Here is a 13,358-nt window from a genome sequence, read left to right on the forward strand (position 1 = left end):
AAAAAACGGCGGCCAATCCTGATAGGCGATGGGGTTTCCCGTTCCTAGACTGGCGGAGAAACATCAGGAGAAGGCAACCATCATGCATATTCAATCGCTTCAGCAGAGTCCGTCTTTCGCCGTCGAATTGCACCAGGCCGCCAGTGGGCGTTTGGGACAGATTGAGGCCCGCCAGGTCGCCACCCCCAGTGAAGCGCAGCAGTTGGCCCAGCGCCAGGACGCGCCGAAGGGTGAGGGGCTGCTCGCTCGCCTGGGCGCGGCGCTCGTGCGTCCCTTCGTGGCGATCATGGACTGGCTGGGCAAGCTGTTGGGCTCCCACGCCCGCACCGGCCCGCAGCCCAGTCAGGACGCGCAGCCTGCGGTCATGTCCTCGGCCGTCGTGTTCAAGCAGATGGTGCTGCAGCAGGCATTGCCCATGACCTTGAAGGGACTCGACAAGGCGAGCGAGCTGGCGACCCTGACACCGGAAGGACTGGCCCGGGAGCACTCCCGCCTGGCCAGCGGAGATGGGGCGCTGCGTTCGCTGAGCACCGCCTTGGCCGGCATTCGTGCCGGCAGCCAGGTCGAGGAGTCCTGTATCCAGGCTGGCCGCCTGCTCGAACGGAGCATCGGCGGGATCGCGCTGCAGCAGTGGGGCACCACCGGCGGTGCCGCGAGTCAACTGGTGCTCGACGCAAGCCCGGAACTGCGGCGCGAAATCACCGACCAGTTGCATCAGGTAATGAGCGAGGTCGCACTGTTGCGCCAAGCGGTAGAGAGCGAGGTCAGCAGAGTATCGGCCGACAAGGCGCTGGCGGATGGCCTGGTGAAGCGGTTCGGGGCGGATGCGGAAAAGTACCTGGGCAGACAGCCTGGTGGCATCCACAGTGACGCCGAAGTGATGGCGCTTGGTCTCTACACCGGCATTCACTACGCGGACCTGAATCGCGCTCTGCGTCAGGGGCAGGAGCTGGATGCGGGACAAAAGCTGATCGACCAAGGTATGTCCGCGGCCTTCGAGAAGAGCGGACAGGCTGAACAGGTAGTGAAGACTTTCCGTGGCACCCGTGGCGGGGATGCCTTCAACGCCGTGGAAGAGGGCAAGGTTGGCCACGACGACGGCTATCTCTCCACCTCCCTGAACCCCGGTGTCGCGAGGAGCTTCGGGCAGGGCACGATATCCACCGTGTTCGGCAGGTCCGGAATCGATGTCAGCGGGATATCGAACTACAAGAATGAAAAAGAGATTCTCTATAACAAAGAGACCGACATGCGCGTGCTGCTGAGCGCCAGCGATGAGCAGGGAGTGACCCGCCGGGTCCTCGAAGAGGCGGCCCTGGGGGAGCAGAGTGGCCATAGCCAGGGACTGCTCGATGCTCTCGACCTGGCAAGCAAACCGGAACGTTCAGGCGAGGTCCAGGAACAGGATGTACGCCTGAGGATGCGCGGCCTTGATCTGGCCTGACCGGTCGTAAAAGAAGGACGTCACGAACGGACACCTTGGGGTGTCCGATTCTTGGCTCGGCAGCGGATCCGGGTGGAGAGGCGTGCTGGCTATTCGCCCAGTGGTTCCAGGAGGGCTGCTGTCCAACGCTCCTTGCGCCAGGCCCGGCGCTGCTTCTTGTCGAGGTAGGTCCAGGCGACGAAGCGGCTCTGCTTCTGTCCCTGGGCCATGTCCACCACGCGGATATCGCTGGCGCCCAACGTCTTCAGGCGCTCCTGGAGGTTCGGCAGGTTGCTCGCCTTGGATACCAGGGTGGTGAACCAGAACACCTGCGTGGCGAACGCCCGGCTTTCCTCGGCCATGCCGGCCAGGAAGGCCGCTTCGCCGCCCTCGCAGTACAGCTCGGCGCCCTGGCCGCCAAAGTTCAGTAGCGGCAGGGTACGGGTCGGGTCGAGCTTGCCGAGGTTCTTCCACTTGCGCCGGCTGCCGCGCGTGGCTTCGTCCAGCGAGGCGTGGAAGGGCGGGTTGCAGAGGGTCATGTCGAAGCGCTCATCGACGCCGATCAGGCCTTGGAATATCTGCCTGCGATCAGGCTGCCGGCGCAACTCGATGGCAGCCGCGAAGCGTGGGTTGGCGGCGAGGATCGCAGCGGCCGAGGCCAGCGATTGCGGGTCGATGTCGGCGCCGACGAAGCGCCAGCCGTATTCGTGGTGGCCGAGCAGCGGGTAGATGCAGTTGGCTCCGGTTCCGACGTCCAGCGCACGCAGGCCGGGACCGCGTGGAATCAGGCCATCGTGGCTGGCGCCGAGCAGGTCGGCCAGGTAGTGCAGGTAGTCGGCGCGACCGGGAATGGGCGGGCACAGGTAACCATCGGGTATATCCCACTCGCGTACGTCGTAGAACTGTTGCAGCAGCGCGCGGTTGAAGGCTTTCACCGCCGCCGGATCGGCGAAGTCGATGCTCTGCCTGCCGTACGGATTGAGGATGACGAAGCGCTCCAGTTCCGGGCTGCCGGCGATCAGGCGCGGAAAGTCGTAGCGTCCCAGGTGGCGATTGCGCGGGTGCAGCGGGCTGGCGCTCTTGCGCTCGGCGTCGGGATGCGGGCTGGTCGGGCGGGGCATGTTCTCGGTTTCCGTGACGGCGAGGCGGGCATTATTCACATCCGCCGGAGGCTGGCCAGTGTTTCTGCCGAGCGGCGCGCTCCTGGCCCGGTCACAATGGAAACAGCCACGGAATCACCAGCACGCAGACGAACATCACCAGCAGGGTAAATGGCACGCCGATCCGGACGAAGTCTCCGAAGCGGTATTGGCCAGGGCCCAGCACCAGGGTGTTCACCGGCGAGGAAATCGGCGTCATGAAGGCTGCCGAGGCCGCCACCGCCACCACCATGGCGAAGGGGTAGGGCGAGGCGCCGATCTGCTTGGCGGTGGCGATGGCGATCGGCGCCATCAGCACCGCGGTAGCGGTGTTGGAGATGAACAGGCCGATGGCCGCGGTGAGCAGGAACAGGCTGGCCAGCAGCACGCGCGGGCCGGCGTCGCCGAGGGCGTCGACCAGCAGCGAGACCACCAGGTCGATACCGCCGGTCTTCTGCAGGGCCAGGGCGAAGGGCAGCATGCCGACGATCAGGACCAGGCTTTGCCAATGGATGGCGCGGTAGGCGCCGTCCATGTCGATGCAACGGAACAGGCCCATCAACAGGCAGCCGACCAGTGCCGCGACCACGTTGGGCACCACCCCGCTGACCATCAGCGCCACCATCACGGCCAGGCTGAGCAGGGCGTGCGGCGCCTTGCTCAGGGCCGGCGCCACCTCGTCGATCTCCGCCGGCAGGCTGAGCACCAGGAAATCGCGGTTGCGTCCCTGCAACTGGCGGATCGCCTTCCAGGCGCCGATCACCAGCAGGGTATCGCCCAGGCGCAGCTTCTCTTCCAGCATGCCGTCGGTGAGCGCTTCGTGGTCGCGACGCAGGCCGACCACGTTGAGCCCGTACTGCGAACGGAAGCCCAGTTCCAGGACGCTCTTGCCGAGCAGGGTGGAGTCCGGCGGCAGAGTCACCTCGGCCATGCCGACCTCCCGCGACTGGTCGATGAAGTAGCTGGCGCGGAACGGCAGGCGCACCAGGTTCAGCTCGGCGCAGCGCCGGTCCATGTCCTCCGGAGGGGCGAAGACGTCCAGCAGCAACACGTCGCCCGCCTTCAGCTCGGTGCTGCCGCCGACCTTGACCACCTCGCTGTGGAACTTGCGTACCCGCTCCAGGCCGACCACGTTGGCGCCCAGGCGGGTGCGCAGTTGCAGTTCTTCCAGGGTGCTGCCGATCAACGGCGAGCCGAGCTGGACCTGCAGGCGCCGTTCGCGGCCGGCCAGGCGATAGTCGCGGATCAGGTCGCGCAGGGTCCGCCGTGCCTTCGGCGCGCCGACTTCCGCCGGGCTGGCGGCGTTCAGCCAGTTGCGCGTGAGCAGCATGTAGGCCACGCCGATGGCGAGCACCATGAGGCCTATCGGGGTGAAGGCGAAGAAGCCGAAGCCGGCATGACCCTCGCGCGCCAGCTCGCTGTTGACCACCATGTTCGGTGGCGTGGCGACCAGGGTCATCATGCCGCTGATCAGTCCGGCGAAGGCCAGCGGCATCATCAGCCGGCCCGGAGGGATCTTCAGCTTGGCGGCGATGCTCAGGACCACCGGGATGAAGATCGCCACCACCCCGGTGGAACTCATCACTGAGCCCAACCCGGCCACCGCCAGCATCAGCAGTACCAGCAGGCGCGCTTCGCTGCTGCCGGCGCGGGCGATCAGCCAGTCGCCGACCTGGTAGGCCACCCCGGTACGCACCAGGCCTTCGCCGATCACGAACAGCGCGGCGATCAGTATCACGCTGGGATCGCTGAAGCCGGCCAGGGCTTCGTTGAGGGTAAGGGTTCCGCTGACGCTGAAGGCCATGATCACCAGCAGGGCGATCACGTCCAGGCGCAGGCGGTTGTGGATGAAGAGGGCGACGGTGGTGGCGAGCAGGCCGACCACCCAGAGCAGTTCGAGGTTCATGCGGGCATCTGAGCGGGAGGATGCCTGCGAGTGTGGCAGACGGACGCGGATCGCGCCTTGATCTGCTGCAGGTCGACGGCGCCTCCCCGCTTCGCCGCGGAGAGGCGCAGCGGCCCTGTCAGCCGAGGAGGAGGGCGTCGTCGGCGAGCTTCTCGCCGCGCACCTTCTCGAACATCGCCAGCAGGTCCGGTACGTCGAGGCCCTTGCGTTGCTCGCCGGAGACGTCCAGCACCACCTGGCCCTGGTGCAGCATCACCGTGCGCTCGCCCACGTCCAGCGCCTGGCGCATGCTGTGGGTGACCATCATGGTGGTGAGTTTCTTCTCGGCGACGATCCGTGCGGTGAGATGCAGGACGAAGTCGGCGGTGCGCGGGTCGAGCGCCGCGGTGTGTTCGTCGAGCAACAGGATACGCGACGGCTGCAGCGCCGCCATCAGCAGGCTGACGGCCTGGCGCTGGCCGCCGGAGAGCAGGCCGATGCGGTCGCCGAGGCGGTTCTCCAGGCCGAGGCCGAGGGTCGCCAGGCTTTCCCGGAAACCGTCGCGCATCGATGCCTGCACCGCCCTGCCGAGGCCGCGACCGGTCCCGCGACGCTGCGCCAGGGCCATGTTCTCCTCGATGGTGAGGTCCTCGCAGGTACCCGCCATGGGGTCCTGGAACACCCGCGCGACGCGGTTGGCGCGGGCCCAGGCCGGCTTGCGGGTGACGTCTTCGTCGTCGATCAGGATCTGCCCGCTGTCGATCGGCAGGTCGCCGGAGACTGCGTTGAGGAAGGTCGACTTGCCGGCGCCGTTGGAGCCGATCACGGTGACGAACTGGCCGGCCGGGATGTCCAGCGACAGGCCGCGCAGGGCGCGGGTCTCGATGGGGGTGCCGGGGTTGAAGGTGATCTTCAGGTTCTTCGCGCTGAGCATGGTCAGGCTCCCTTCTTGCCGAGCAGGCGTTTCTTCATCATCGGAATCACCAGGGCGACGGTGACCAGCACCGCGGTGACCAGGTTCAGGTCCTGGGCCTGCAAGCCGATGAAATCGCTGTTCAGCGCCAGGGCGATGAAGAAGCGGTAGACGATGGCACCGAGGATCACCGCGAGGGTCGCCAGGATCAGCCGGCGCGAGGGCAGGATGCTCTCGCCGACGATCACCGCCGCCAGGCCGATGACGATGGTGCCGATACCCATGGAGATATCGGCGCCGCCCTGGGTCTGCGCGAACAGCGCGCCGGCCAACGCCACCAGCGCGTTGGAGATGGCCATGCCGAGCAGGATCATGCCGCCGGTGTTGACCCCCTGGGCACGGGCCATCCGCGGGTTGGAGCCGGTGGCGCGGATCGCCAGGCCTTTCTGGGTGGTGAAGAACCAGTCCAGCAGCAGCTTCGCGGCGATCACGATGAACACCAGCAGCAGCGGCCGGAACACGTAGTCGCTGAGCCATTCCGGCTGCAGCAGGGTGAACAATGTCGGCTCGGCGATCAGCGGTACGTTGGGCTTGCCCATGATGCGCAGGTTGATCGAGTAGAGCGCGATCATCATCAGGATGCTGGCGAGCAGGTCCATGATCTTCAGCTTGACGTTGAGCAGGCCGGTGGCCAGCCCGGCCAGTGCACCGGCGGCGGTGGCCGCCAGGGTCGCGCTGTACGGGTCCCAGCCAAGGGCGATGAGGGTCGCGCAGACCGCGCCGCCGAGCGGGAAGCTGCCGTCCACCGTGAGGTCGGGGAAGCGCAGCAGGCGGAAGGAGATGAACACGCCGAGTGCCACGAGGCTGAAGATCAGGCCGATCTCCAGGGCACCGAACAGGGAAAACAGAGACATGACTTCGTAACCGAGTGCGTGAAGGCAGGATTATCGTGCCGTCCGGCCACGGGCGGAACGCCCGCGGCCGGCGGCCGCTTTTTTTACTTGATGACTTCCGCGGCCGACTTGAGCAGTTCGTCGGACAGGGTCACGCCTTGCTTCTGCGCGGCCCCGGGATTGACGAACAGCTGCAGGTTGTCGCTGGTCTCCGGCTTGATCTCGCCCGGCTTCTCGCCCTTGAGGATGCGCACCACCATGCGGCCGGTCTGCTTGCCCATCTCCTTGTAGTTGATGCCGAGGGCGGCGATGGCGCCGCGCTTGACGCTGTCGGTGTCGGAGGCGATCAGCGGGATCTTCGCGTCGTTGCCGACCTTGACCAGCGCCTCGTAGGCGGACACCACGTTGTTGTCGGTGTTGGTGTAGATCGCGTCGACCTTGCCGACCAGGCTGCGCGCCGCCGAGCTGACGTCCACCGAACGCGGTGCCGAGGCTTCGACCAGGCTCAGGCCCATCTTCGGGAGCAGTTCCTTCAGCTCCTTGACCACCACCACGGAGTTGGCTTCGCCCGGGTTGTAGACCATGCCGATGCGCTTGGCGCCCGGCACCACTTTCTTGATCAGCTCGATCTGCTTGTCCAGCGCGAGCATGTCGGAAACCCCGGTGACGTTGGTGCCGGAGGCTTCCCAGCTCGGCGTCAGGTGCGCGCCGACCGGGTCGGTGACGGTGCTGAAGACGATCGGGATGCTCTTGGTCGCGGCCACCAGCGCCTGGGCCGACGGAGTGGCGATGCCGACGATCACGTCGGGCTTGTCGCCGATGAACTTGCGGGCGATCTGCGCGGCGGTGCCGGTGTTGCCCTGGGCGCTCTGGTACTGCCACTTGAGGTTCTTGCCGTCTTCGTAGCCGGCCTCCTGGAGGGCCTCCTTGACCCCGTCGCGAGCGGCGTCCAGCGCCGGGTGCTCGACGATGGCGGTCACGGCCACCGACTTCTGCTCTTCGGCGTTGGCGCCGAAGGACAGGGCCATGCCAAGGGCCAGGGCACTGAGGGGCAACCATTTATTCTTATAGGCCTGCATCATGCGGCGATCTCCTGATTGTATTGGCGCGCTGTAGCGAATTGTTCTGATTGGGCGGTGCGGGTACAGCGTGGCCGAAACATCGCATTTTTCGCGCAAGTCGTCAGCAGGTTTGATGTTTTTTCTTGCGGTGGGATTACCGCTGGGGGGGATCCGGGTAAGGTGTCGGCGTCGGACCGTGACCGAAAGGAGGCGACATGCTCACGACCATCGGCCGTTTTTCCCATCCCCTGGAGGCGCAGATCGCTCGCGCCCGCCTGGAGGCCGCTGGAATTCCGGCGTTCGTCGCCGACGAGCACACCATCAACATGCAGTGGCTGTACTCCAACGCACTGGGCGGCGTGCGCCTGCAAGTGCCCATGGTCTGTCGCGAAGACGCGGTGGCGCTGCTGGCCACCGATGAAAGCGAGGCGCTGCGGGCCGAGCAGGGCAGCAGCGAGTTCCAGTGCTTGCGTTGTGGCAGCGACCAGGTGGCCTGGAAGGTGGCCGGCCGCCGCCTGGCCTTCCTTGGGATCCTGCTGCTCAACGTACCGCTGTGGCCGATCCGGCGTCGGTTGGTGTGCGAGGTCTGCGGTTTCCGCAGCGAAGTACCGATGCCTCTAAGCGAGTGAAAGCAAAACGCCCGCCTCTGGGAGGCGGGCGCTGGAGTTAGAGCGCGGCGATCTTCTGCCGTTGCTCGGCCAGCTTGGCCAGGGCCTGTTCGGCCTCGGCGAGCTTGGCGCGTTCCTTGTCGATCACGTCGGCCGGGGCCTTGGCGACGAAGCCTTCGTTGGACAGCTTGCCGCCGACGCGCTTGACCTCGCCTTCCAGGCGCTGGATCTCCTTGTCCAGGCGCCCCAGTTCGGCGCTCTTGTCGATCAGGCCGGCCATCGGCACCAATACTTCCATGTCGCCGACCAGGGCGGTGGCGGACATCGGCGCTTCCTCGCCGGCTTCCAGCACGCGGATGCTTTCCAGCTTGGCCAGTTTCATCAGCAGCGGCTCGTTGTCGGCCAGGCGGCGGTGGTCGCTGGGCGAGGCGTTCCTGAGGATGATGTCGATGCGCTTGGCCATGGAGATGTTCATCTCGCCGCGGATCTGCCGTACGCCGAGCATCAGCGCCTTGACCCACTCGATGTCGCCTTCGGCGGCGGCGTCGATCCTGCCTTCGTCGGCCACCGGCCAGGGTTGCAGCATCAGGGTCGGGCCTTCCTTGCCGGCCTGGCCCTTGATGCGCTGCCAGATTTCCTCGGTGATGAACGGCATGAACGGGTGCGCCAGGCGCAGGGCCGTCTCCAGCACGCGGATCAGGGTGCGACGAGTGCCGCGCTGGCGCTCGATAGGGGCGTTCTCGTCCCACAGCACCGGCTTGACCAGCTCCAGGTACCAGGCGCAGTACTCGTCCCAGATGAACTCATAGAGGGCCTGGGCGGCCAGGTCGAAGCGGAAGGCGTCGAGCTGGCGGGTGACTTCCTGCTCGGTGCGCTGCAACTGGGAGATGATCCAGCGGTCGACCGAGGACAGCTCGACCGGCTCGCCGTTGACCCCGGTGTCCTGGCCATCGGTGTTCTCGATGACGAAGTTGGCGGCGTTCCAGATCTTGTTGCAGAAGTTGCGGAAGCCTTCGACGCGGCCCATGTCGAACTTGATGTCGCGGCCGGTGGAGGCCAGCGAGCAGAAGGTGAAGCGCAGGGCGTCGGTGCCGTAGCTGGCGATGCCTTCGGGGAATTCGGCGCGGGTCTGCTTGGCGATCTTCTCCGCCAGCTTCGGCTGCATCATGCCGCTGGTGCGCTTTTGCAGCAGGGTATCGAGGTCGATGCCGTCGACGATGTCCAGCGGGTCGAGCACGTTGCCCTTGGACTTGGACATCTTCTGGCCCTGGCCGTCGCGCACCAGGCCGTGGACATAGACGGTCTTGAACGGGATCTGCGGGGTGCCGTCGGGGTTCTTCACCAGGTGCATGGTGAGCATGATCATCCGCGCGACCCAGAAGAAGATGATGTCGAAGCCGGTGACCAGTACGTCGGTGGGGTGGAAGGTCTTGAGGAACTCGGTCTGCTGCGGCCAGCCGAGGGTGGAGAAGGTCCACAGGCCGGAGCTGAACCAGGTGTCGAGAACGTCTTCGTCCTGGCGCAACTCGACCTCGTTGCCGAGCTTGTGCTTGGTGCGCACCTCGACCTCGTCGCGGCCGACGTAGACGTTGCCGGCCTCGTCGTACCAGGCCGGGATGCGGTGGCCCCACCAGAGCTGGCGGCTGATGCACCAGTCCTGGATGTCGCGCATCCAGGAGAAGTACATGTTCTCGTACTGCTTGGGCACGAACTGGATACGGCCGTCTTCCACGGCGGCGATGGCGTCTTCGGCCAGCGGCTTGGTGCTGACGTACCACTGGTCGGTCAGCCAGGGCTCGATGACGGTGCCGGAGCGGTCGCCCTTCGGTACTTTCAGCGCGTGGTCGTCGACCTTCTCGAGCAGGCCCATGGCCTCGAACTCGGCGACGATGGCCTTGCGCGCGGCGAAGCGGTCCATGCCGGCGTAGCTCTGCGGCAGGCTGGGGTCGAGGTTCGGGTTGACGCTGCCGTCGAGGTGGAACACCTGGGCCTGGGCCAGCACCGCGGCGTTCTTGTCGAAGATGTTGATCAGCGGCAGGTCGTGGCGCTTGCCCACTTCGTAGTCGTTGAAGTCGTGGGCCGGGGTGATCTTCACGCAGCCGGTGCCGAATTCGCGGTCGACGTACTCGTCGGCGATGATCGGGATGTGCCGGCCGACGATCGGCAGTTCGGCGAACTGGCCGATCAGCTTGGCGTAGCGCTCGTCTTCCGGGTGCACCGCGACCGCGGCGTCGCCCAGCAGGGTTTCCGGACGGGTGGTGGCGACCACCAGGTAATCCAGGCCTTCGCTGGTCTCCGCGCCGTTCACCAGCGGGTAGCGCAGGTGCCAGAGGTGGCCCTTCTCGTCGTGGTTTTCCACTTCCAGGTCGGAAATCGCGGTGTGCAGCTTGGTGTCCCAGTTCACCAGGCGTTTGCCGCGGTAGATCAGGCCGTCTTCATGCAGGCGCACGAAGGCTTCCTTGACCGCTTCGGAGAGGCCGTCGTCCATGGTGAAGCGCTCGCGCGACCAGTCCACCGAGGAGCCCAGGCGACGAATCTGCCGGGTGATGTTGCCGCCGGACTGTTCCTTCCATTCCCAGACTTTCTCCAGGAACTTCTCCCGGCCGAGGTCGTGGCGGCTCACGCCCTGGGCGCCGAGCTGGCGCTCGACCACCATCTGGGTGGCGATGCCGGCGTGATCGGTGCCCGGCTGCCACAGGGTGTTGCGGCCCTGCATGCGGCGGTAGCGGATCAGCGCGTCCATGATCGCGTTGTTGAAGCCATGGCCCATGTGCAGGCTGCCGGTCACGTTCGGCGGCGGGATCATGATGGTGTAGGGCTGGCCTTCGCCGCTCGGAGCGAAGTAGTCGTTGGACTCCCAGGTCTCGTACCAGGAAGTCTCGATGGCGTGCGGCTGGTAAGTCTTGTCCATGCGAAAGGGACCAAAGCTGAATATGGCTGGGGAAAATGCGAAGAAAGTCCGGGAGTATAGCGGGGATGGCGGCCCGGGGGTAAGGCCGCGGGCCGCGGCGGGCGCCCGCCGCGTCCGGATCAGCCGTTGCGTTGGCCGAGCAGGCGACCCAGGCGGGCTTGCAGGCGGCGGCGCAGTTCGGCTTCGATCTGCGGGGCGAAGTCGTCGATGACTTCCTGCAGGATCAGTTCGGCGGACGCTCGCAACTCGTCGTCCAGGCGCTCCTGTTCGGCGGGCGCCAGCCCTGCCGTGGTGGGTGCCGCGGTCTGCGGCTCTGGCGCGCGCGGGGCGGTACCGGGGGAGACGACGTCGGAGAGCAGGGGAATGTTGTCCGGCTCGAAGGATTCGGTCAGCAAGGGCGGCTCGTTCCGTTCGTAGAGCAGGTCGTGGATCGACTCCAGGTCATCGAGCAACTGCTCCGGGGGTTGTGTCGGTTTGTGGCTGTCCATGGTCGTGCACTTCAGATACGCGGCAGGCGATGGTCCTGTAGAGGATAGCCCTGCTCCCGGTAGAAGCGGAATTTATCCCGTGCCGCCTGGCGGATCGCCGGCTCCTCGACCACCAGTTCGGCCACCCGCGAAAAGTTCGGGACGAAGCCGGGGGCCTCGAGGGTCAGGTTGATCAGCAGGTCGCGATGGTTCCCCGGGAGCTCGCCCAGGCCCAGGGCGACGGGCGCCTCGGCGTCTTCCTCGGCCAGGCTGTGAGGAATGAAGGCCTCGCCGCGGAAGCTCCACAGGCGGCCGTCCAACTCGCTGCGCTGCGCCTCGTCGGCGCAATGCAGGTAGACCTGCATGCCCTGCCGCCAGGCCTTCTCGGCCAGGCGGCAGGCGACCTGCAGGCGCGCCGACGGATCGGCGCTGGGGATCACGTAGAAATCGACCCGGGTCACTTGGCCCGTTCCAGCAGGTACTGGGTCAACAACGGAACCGGGCGGCCGGTGGCGCCTTTGTCCTTGCCGCCGCTGATCCAGGCGGTGCCGGCGATGTCCAGGTGCGCCCAGTGGTATTTCTTGGCGAAGCGCGAGAGGAAGCAGCCGGCGGTGATGGTGCCGGCCTTCGGCCCGCCGATGTTGGCGATGTCGGCGAACGGGCTGTCCAGCTGTTCCTGGTATTCGTCGAACAGCGGCAATTGCCAGGCGCGGTCGTCGGCGAACTCGCCGGCCTTGAGCAGTTGCCTGACCAGCGCTTCGTTGTTGCCCATAAGGCCCGAGGTGTTGCTGCCCAGGGCGACGATGCAGGCGCCGGTGAGGGTGGCGATGTCGATCACCGACTGAGGCTTGAAGCGCTCGGCGTAGGTCAGTGCATCGCACAGCACCAGGCGCCCTTCGGCGTCGGTGTTGAGGATCTCGACGGTCTGCCCGCTCATGGTGGTGACGATGTCGCCCGGACGGGTGGCTCCGCCGCTGGGCATGTTCTCGGCGCAGGCCAGCAGGCCGACCAGGTTGATCGGCAACTGCAGTTCGAGCACCGCGCGGAAGGTGCCGAAGACGCTGGCGGCGCCGCACATGTCGAACTTCATCTCGTCCATGCCCAGGCCCGGCTTGAGGCTGATGCCGCCGGTGTCGAAGGTGATGCCCTTGCCGACCAGCACGTGCGGGGCCTGGTCCTTCTTCGCGCCGTTGTATTGCAGGACGATCAGCCGCGGCGGCTGGTCGCTGCCCTGGGCGACGGCGAGGAACGAGCCCATGCCCAGCTCGCGCAGTTTCTTCTCGTCGAGGACCTCGACCTTCAGGCCCTTGAACTCCTTGGCCAGGCCCTTGGCCTGCTCGCCGAGGAACGTCGGATGGCAGACGTTCGGCGGAAGGTTGCCGAGATCGCGGGTCAGGGCCATGCCATTGGCGATGGCCTGAGCTTCCTTGCTGCCTTGCTCGACGGCGGCGCTGTCGGCCTTGTCGGCGAGCAGGGTCAGCTTCTTCAGTTTCAGCGGCTCGGCTTTCTGGCTCTTGTAGCGATCGAACACGTACAGGCCATCGGCCAGGGTTTCCACCAGCAGACGCGCCTTCGCGTGGGCATCGCGGCCTTTCACCGCGAGATCGCCGAGGGCCAGCGCGGCATCGGCGCCGGCCAGGCCCTTGAGGGTCGACAGCACGGCGGAGGCCAGCTTGCGGTACTGGCGGTCGCCCAGTTCGCGCTCCTTGCCGGCGCCGACCAGCAGCACGCGCTCGGCCTTGAGATTGGGCAGGCTCTGCAGGAGCAGGGTCTGGCCGACCTTGCCGGCCAGGTCGCCACGCTTGAGCACTGCGCTGATGGCGCCGCCGGTGGCGTCGTCGACCGCCTTGGCGCTGGCGCCGAGCTTGCGGCCTTCGCCTACGGCGAGCACCAGGGTGGCGGTTTTCAGGGTTTCCGGGCGTACGCTTTTAACAAGGAATTCCATGGAAGAGGTCCCCAATACAGACAGTCGGGATGGCGCAAGGGGCGGCATCCGTTAGCGGTAAGCGATTGTTCCGAGCACGATTCGTCCCAAGGACTGACGGTCGCCGCCGGGGC

General features: G+C 66.3%; 11 protein-coding genes. 2 read left to right on the top strand and 9 right to left on the bottom strand.

Translation table 11 applies throughout. The features are described from left to right. Positions 1-82: 82 nt before the first annotated feature. Positions 83-1,444, top strand: a complete 1,362-nt coding sequence (exoS, locus tag LE197_RS34675; protein ID WP_073666532.1) for a T3SS effector bifunctional cytotoxin exoenzyme S — start codon at positions 83-85, stop codon at positions 1,442-1,444. A gap of 89 nt (positions 1,445-1,533) precedes the next feature. Here exoS and rlmF read toward each other — a convergent pair whose 3' ends face one another. The 5 genes from rlmF to LE197_RS34700 form a co-directional block, all read right to left on the bottom strand. Further along, positions 1,534-2,544 (bottom strand): 23S rRNA (adenine(1618)-N(6))-methyltransferase RlmF, encoded by a 1,011-nt coding sequence (gene rlmF / locus LE197_RS34680; protein WP_003092887.1) that lies wholly within the window; start codon positions 2,542-2,544, stop codon positions 1,534-1,536. A gap of 91 nt (positions 2,545-2,635) precedes the next feature. Beyond that, on the bottom strand, positions 2,636-4,468 hold the full coding sequence (locus LE197_RS34685; RefSeq protein WP_003100585.1) for an SLC13 family permease: 1,833 nt from the start codon (positions 4,466-4,468) through the stop codon (positions 2,636-2,638). A gap of 118 nt (positions 4,469-4,586) precedes the next feature. Next, on the bottom strand, positions 4,587-5,381 hold the full coding sequence (locus LE197_RS34690) for an ABC transporter ATP-binding protein (protein ID WP_023089420.1): 795 nt from the start codon (positions 5,379-5,381) through the stop codon (positions 4,587-4,589). A 2-nt stretch (positions 5,382-5,383) separates the two neighbouring features. Beyond that, positions 5,384-6,274, bottom strand: a complete 891-nt coding sequence (locus tag LE197_RS34695) for an ABC transporter permease (protein ID WP_003092881.1) — start codon at positions 6,272-6,274, stop codon at positions 5,384-5,386. 83 nt (positions 6,275-6,357) lie between these two features. Continuing rightward, positions 6,358-7,335 carry an ABC transporter substrate-binding protein gene (locus tag LE197_RS34700; protein ID WP_003092876.1) on the bottom strand — a complete coding sequence of 326 codons (978 nt, stop codon included), beginning with the start codon at positions 7,333-7,335 and terminating at the stop codon, positions 6,358-6,360. 194 nt (positions 7,336-7,529) lie between these two features. Here LE197_RS34700 and LE197_RS34705 point away from each other — a divergent pair, with 194 nt between their 5' ends. Continuing rightward, entirely contained in the window at positions 7,530-7,943 is a 414-nt protein-coding gene (locus LE197_RS34705; protein ID WP_023109697.1) for a DUF2007 domain-containing protein, read from the top strand. Positions 7,944-7,980: 37 nt separating this feature from the next. Here LE197_RS34705 and LE197_RS34710 read toward each other — a convergent pair whose 3' ends face one another. From LE197_RS34710 to LE197_RS34725, 4 genes are all read right to left on the bottom strand, one after another. Beyond that, complete coding sequence (locus LE197_RS34710; protein ID WP_073666533.1) at positions 7,981-10,833, bottom strand: valine--tRNA ligase; 2,853 nt, start codon at positions 10,831-10,833, stop codon at positions 7,981-7,983. Between the two features lie 119 nt (positions 10,834-10,952). After that, entirely contained in the window at positions 10,953-11,321 is a 369-nt protein-coding gene (locus LE197_RS34715) for a hypothetical protein (RefSeq protein WP_003453779.1), read from the bottom strand. Between the two features lie 11 nt (positions 11,322-11,332). Next, the gene (gene holC / locus LE197_RS34720) at positions 11,333-11,761 is read right to left on the bottom strand and encodes a DNA polymerase III subunit chi (RefSeq protein WP_023109698.1); all 429 of its coding nucleotides are present in this window, start codon (positions 11,759-11,761) and stop codon (positions 11,333-11,335) included. Beyond that, on the bottom strand, positions 11,758-13,245 hold the full coding sequence (locus LE197_RS34725; protein ID WP_003092867.1) for a leucyl aminopeptidase: 1,488 nt from the start codon (positions 13,243-13,245) through the stop codon (positions 11,758-11,760). The genes holC and LE197_RS34725 overlap by 4 nt, the downstream gene beginning before the upstream one ends. Between the last annotated feature and the right edge of the window lie 113 nt (positions 13,246-13,358).

This window comes from Pseudomonas sp. PS1(2021) (assembly GCF_020405165.1).
Taxonomy (GTDB): domain Bacteria; phylum Pseudomonadota; class Gammaproteobacteria; order Pseudomonadales; family Pseudomonadaceae; genus Pseudomonas; species Pseudomonas aeruginosa.

What these genes read in the sequence shown, in the direction of transcription:
- exoS (WP_073666532.1), top strand. Translation starts at nt 83, where the DNA reads ATGCATATTCAATCGCTTCAGCAGAGTCCGTCTTTCGCCGTCGAATTG.
- rlmF (WP_003092887.1), bottom strand. Translation starts at nt 2,544, where the DNA reads ATGCCCCGCCCGACCAGCCCGCATCCCGACGCCGAGCGCAAGAGCGCC.
- LE197_RS34685 (WP_003100585.1), bottom strand. Translation starts at nt 4,468, where the DNA reads ATGAACCTCGAACTGCTCTGGGTGGTCGGCCTGCTCGCCACCACCGTC.
- LE197_RS34690 (WP_023089420.1), bottom strand. Translation starts at nt 5,381, where the DNA reads ATGCTCAGCGCGAAGAACCTGAAGATCACCTTCAACCCCGGCACCCCC.
- LE197_RS34695 (WP_003092881.1), bottom strand. Translation starts at nt 6,274, where the DNA reads ATGTCTCTGTTTTCCCTGTTCGGTGCCCTGGAGATCGGCCTGATCTTC.
- LE197_RS34700 (WP_003092876.1), bottom strand. Translation starts at nt 7,335, where the DNA reads ATGATGCAGGCCTATAAGAATAAATGGTTGCCCCTCAGTGCCCTGGCC.
- LE197_RS34705 (WP_023109697.1), top strand. Translation starts at nt 7,530, where the DNA reads ATGCTCACGACCATCGGCCGTTTTTCCCATCCCCTGGAGGCGCAGATC.
- LE197_RS34710 (WP_073666533.1), bottom strand. Translation starts at nt 10,833, where the DNA reads ATGGACAAGACTTACCAGCCGCACGCCATCGAGACTTCCTGGTACGAG.
- LE197_RS34715 (WP_003453779.1), bottom strand. Translation starts at nt 11,321, where the DNA reads ATGGACAGCCACAAACCGACACAACCCCCGGAGCAGTTGCTCGATGAC.
- LE197_RS34725 (WP_003092867.1), bottom strand. Translation starts at nt 13,245, where the DNA reads ATGGAATTCCTTGTTAAAAGCGTACGCCCGGAAACCCTGAAAACCGCC.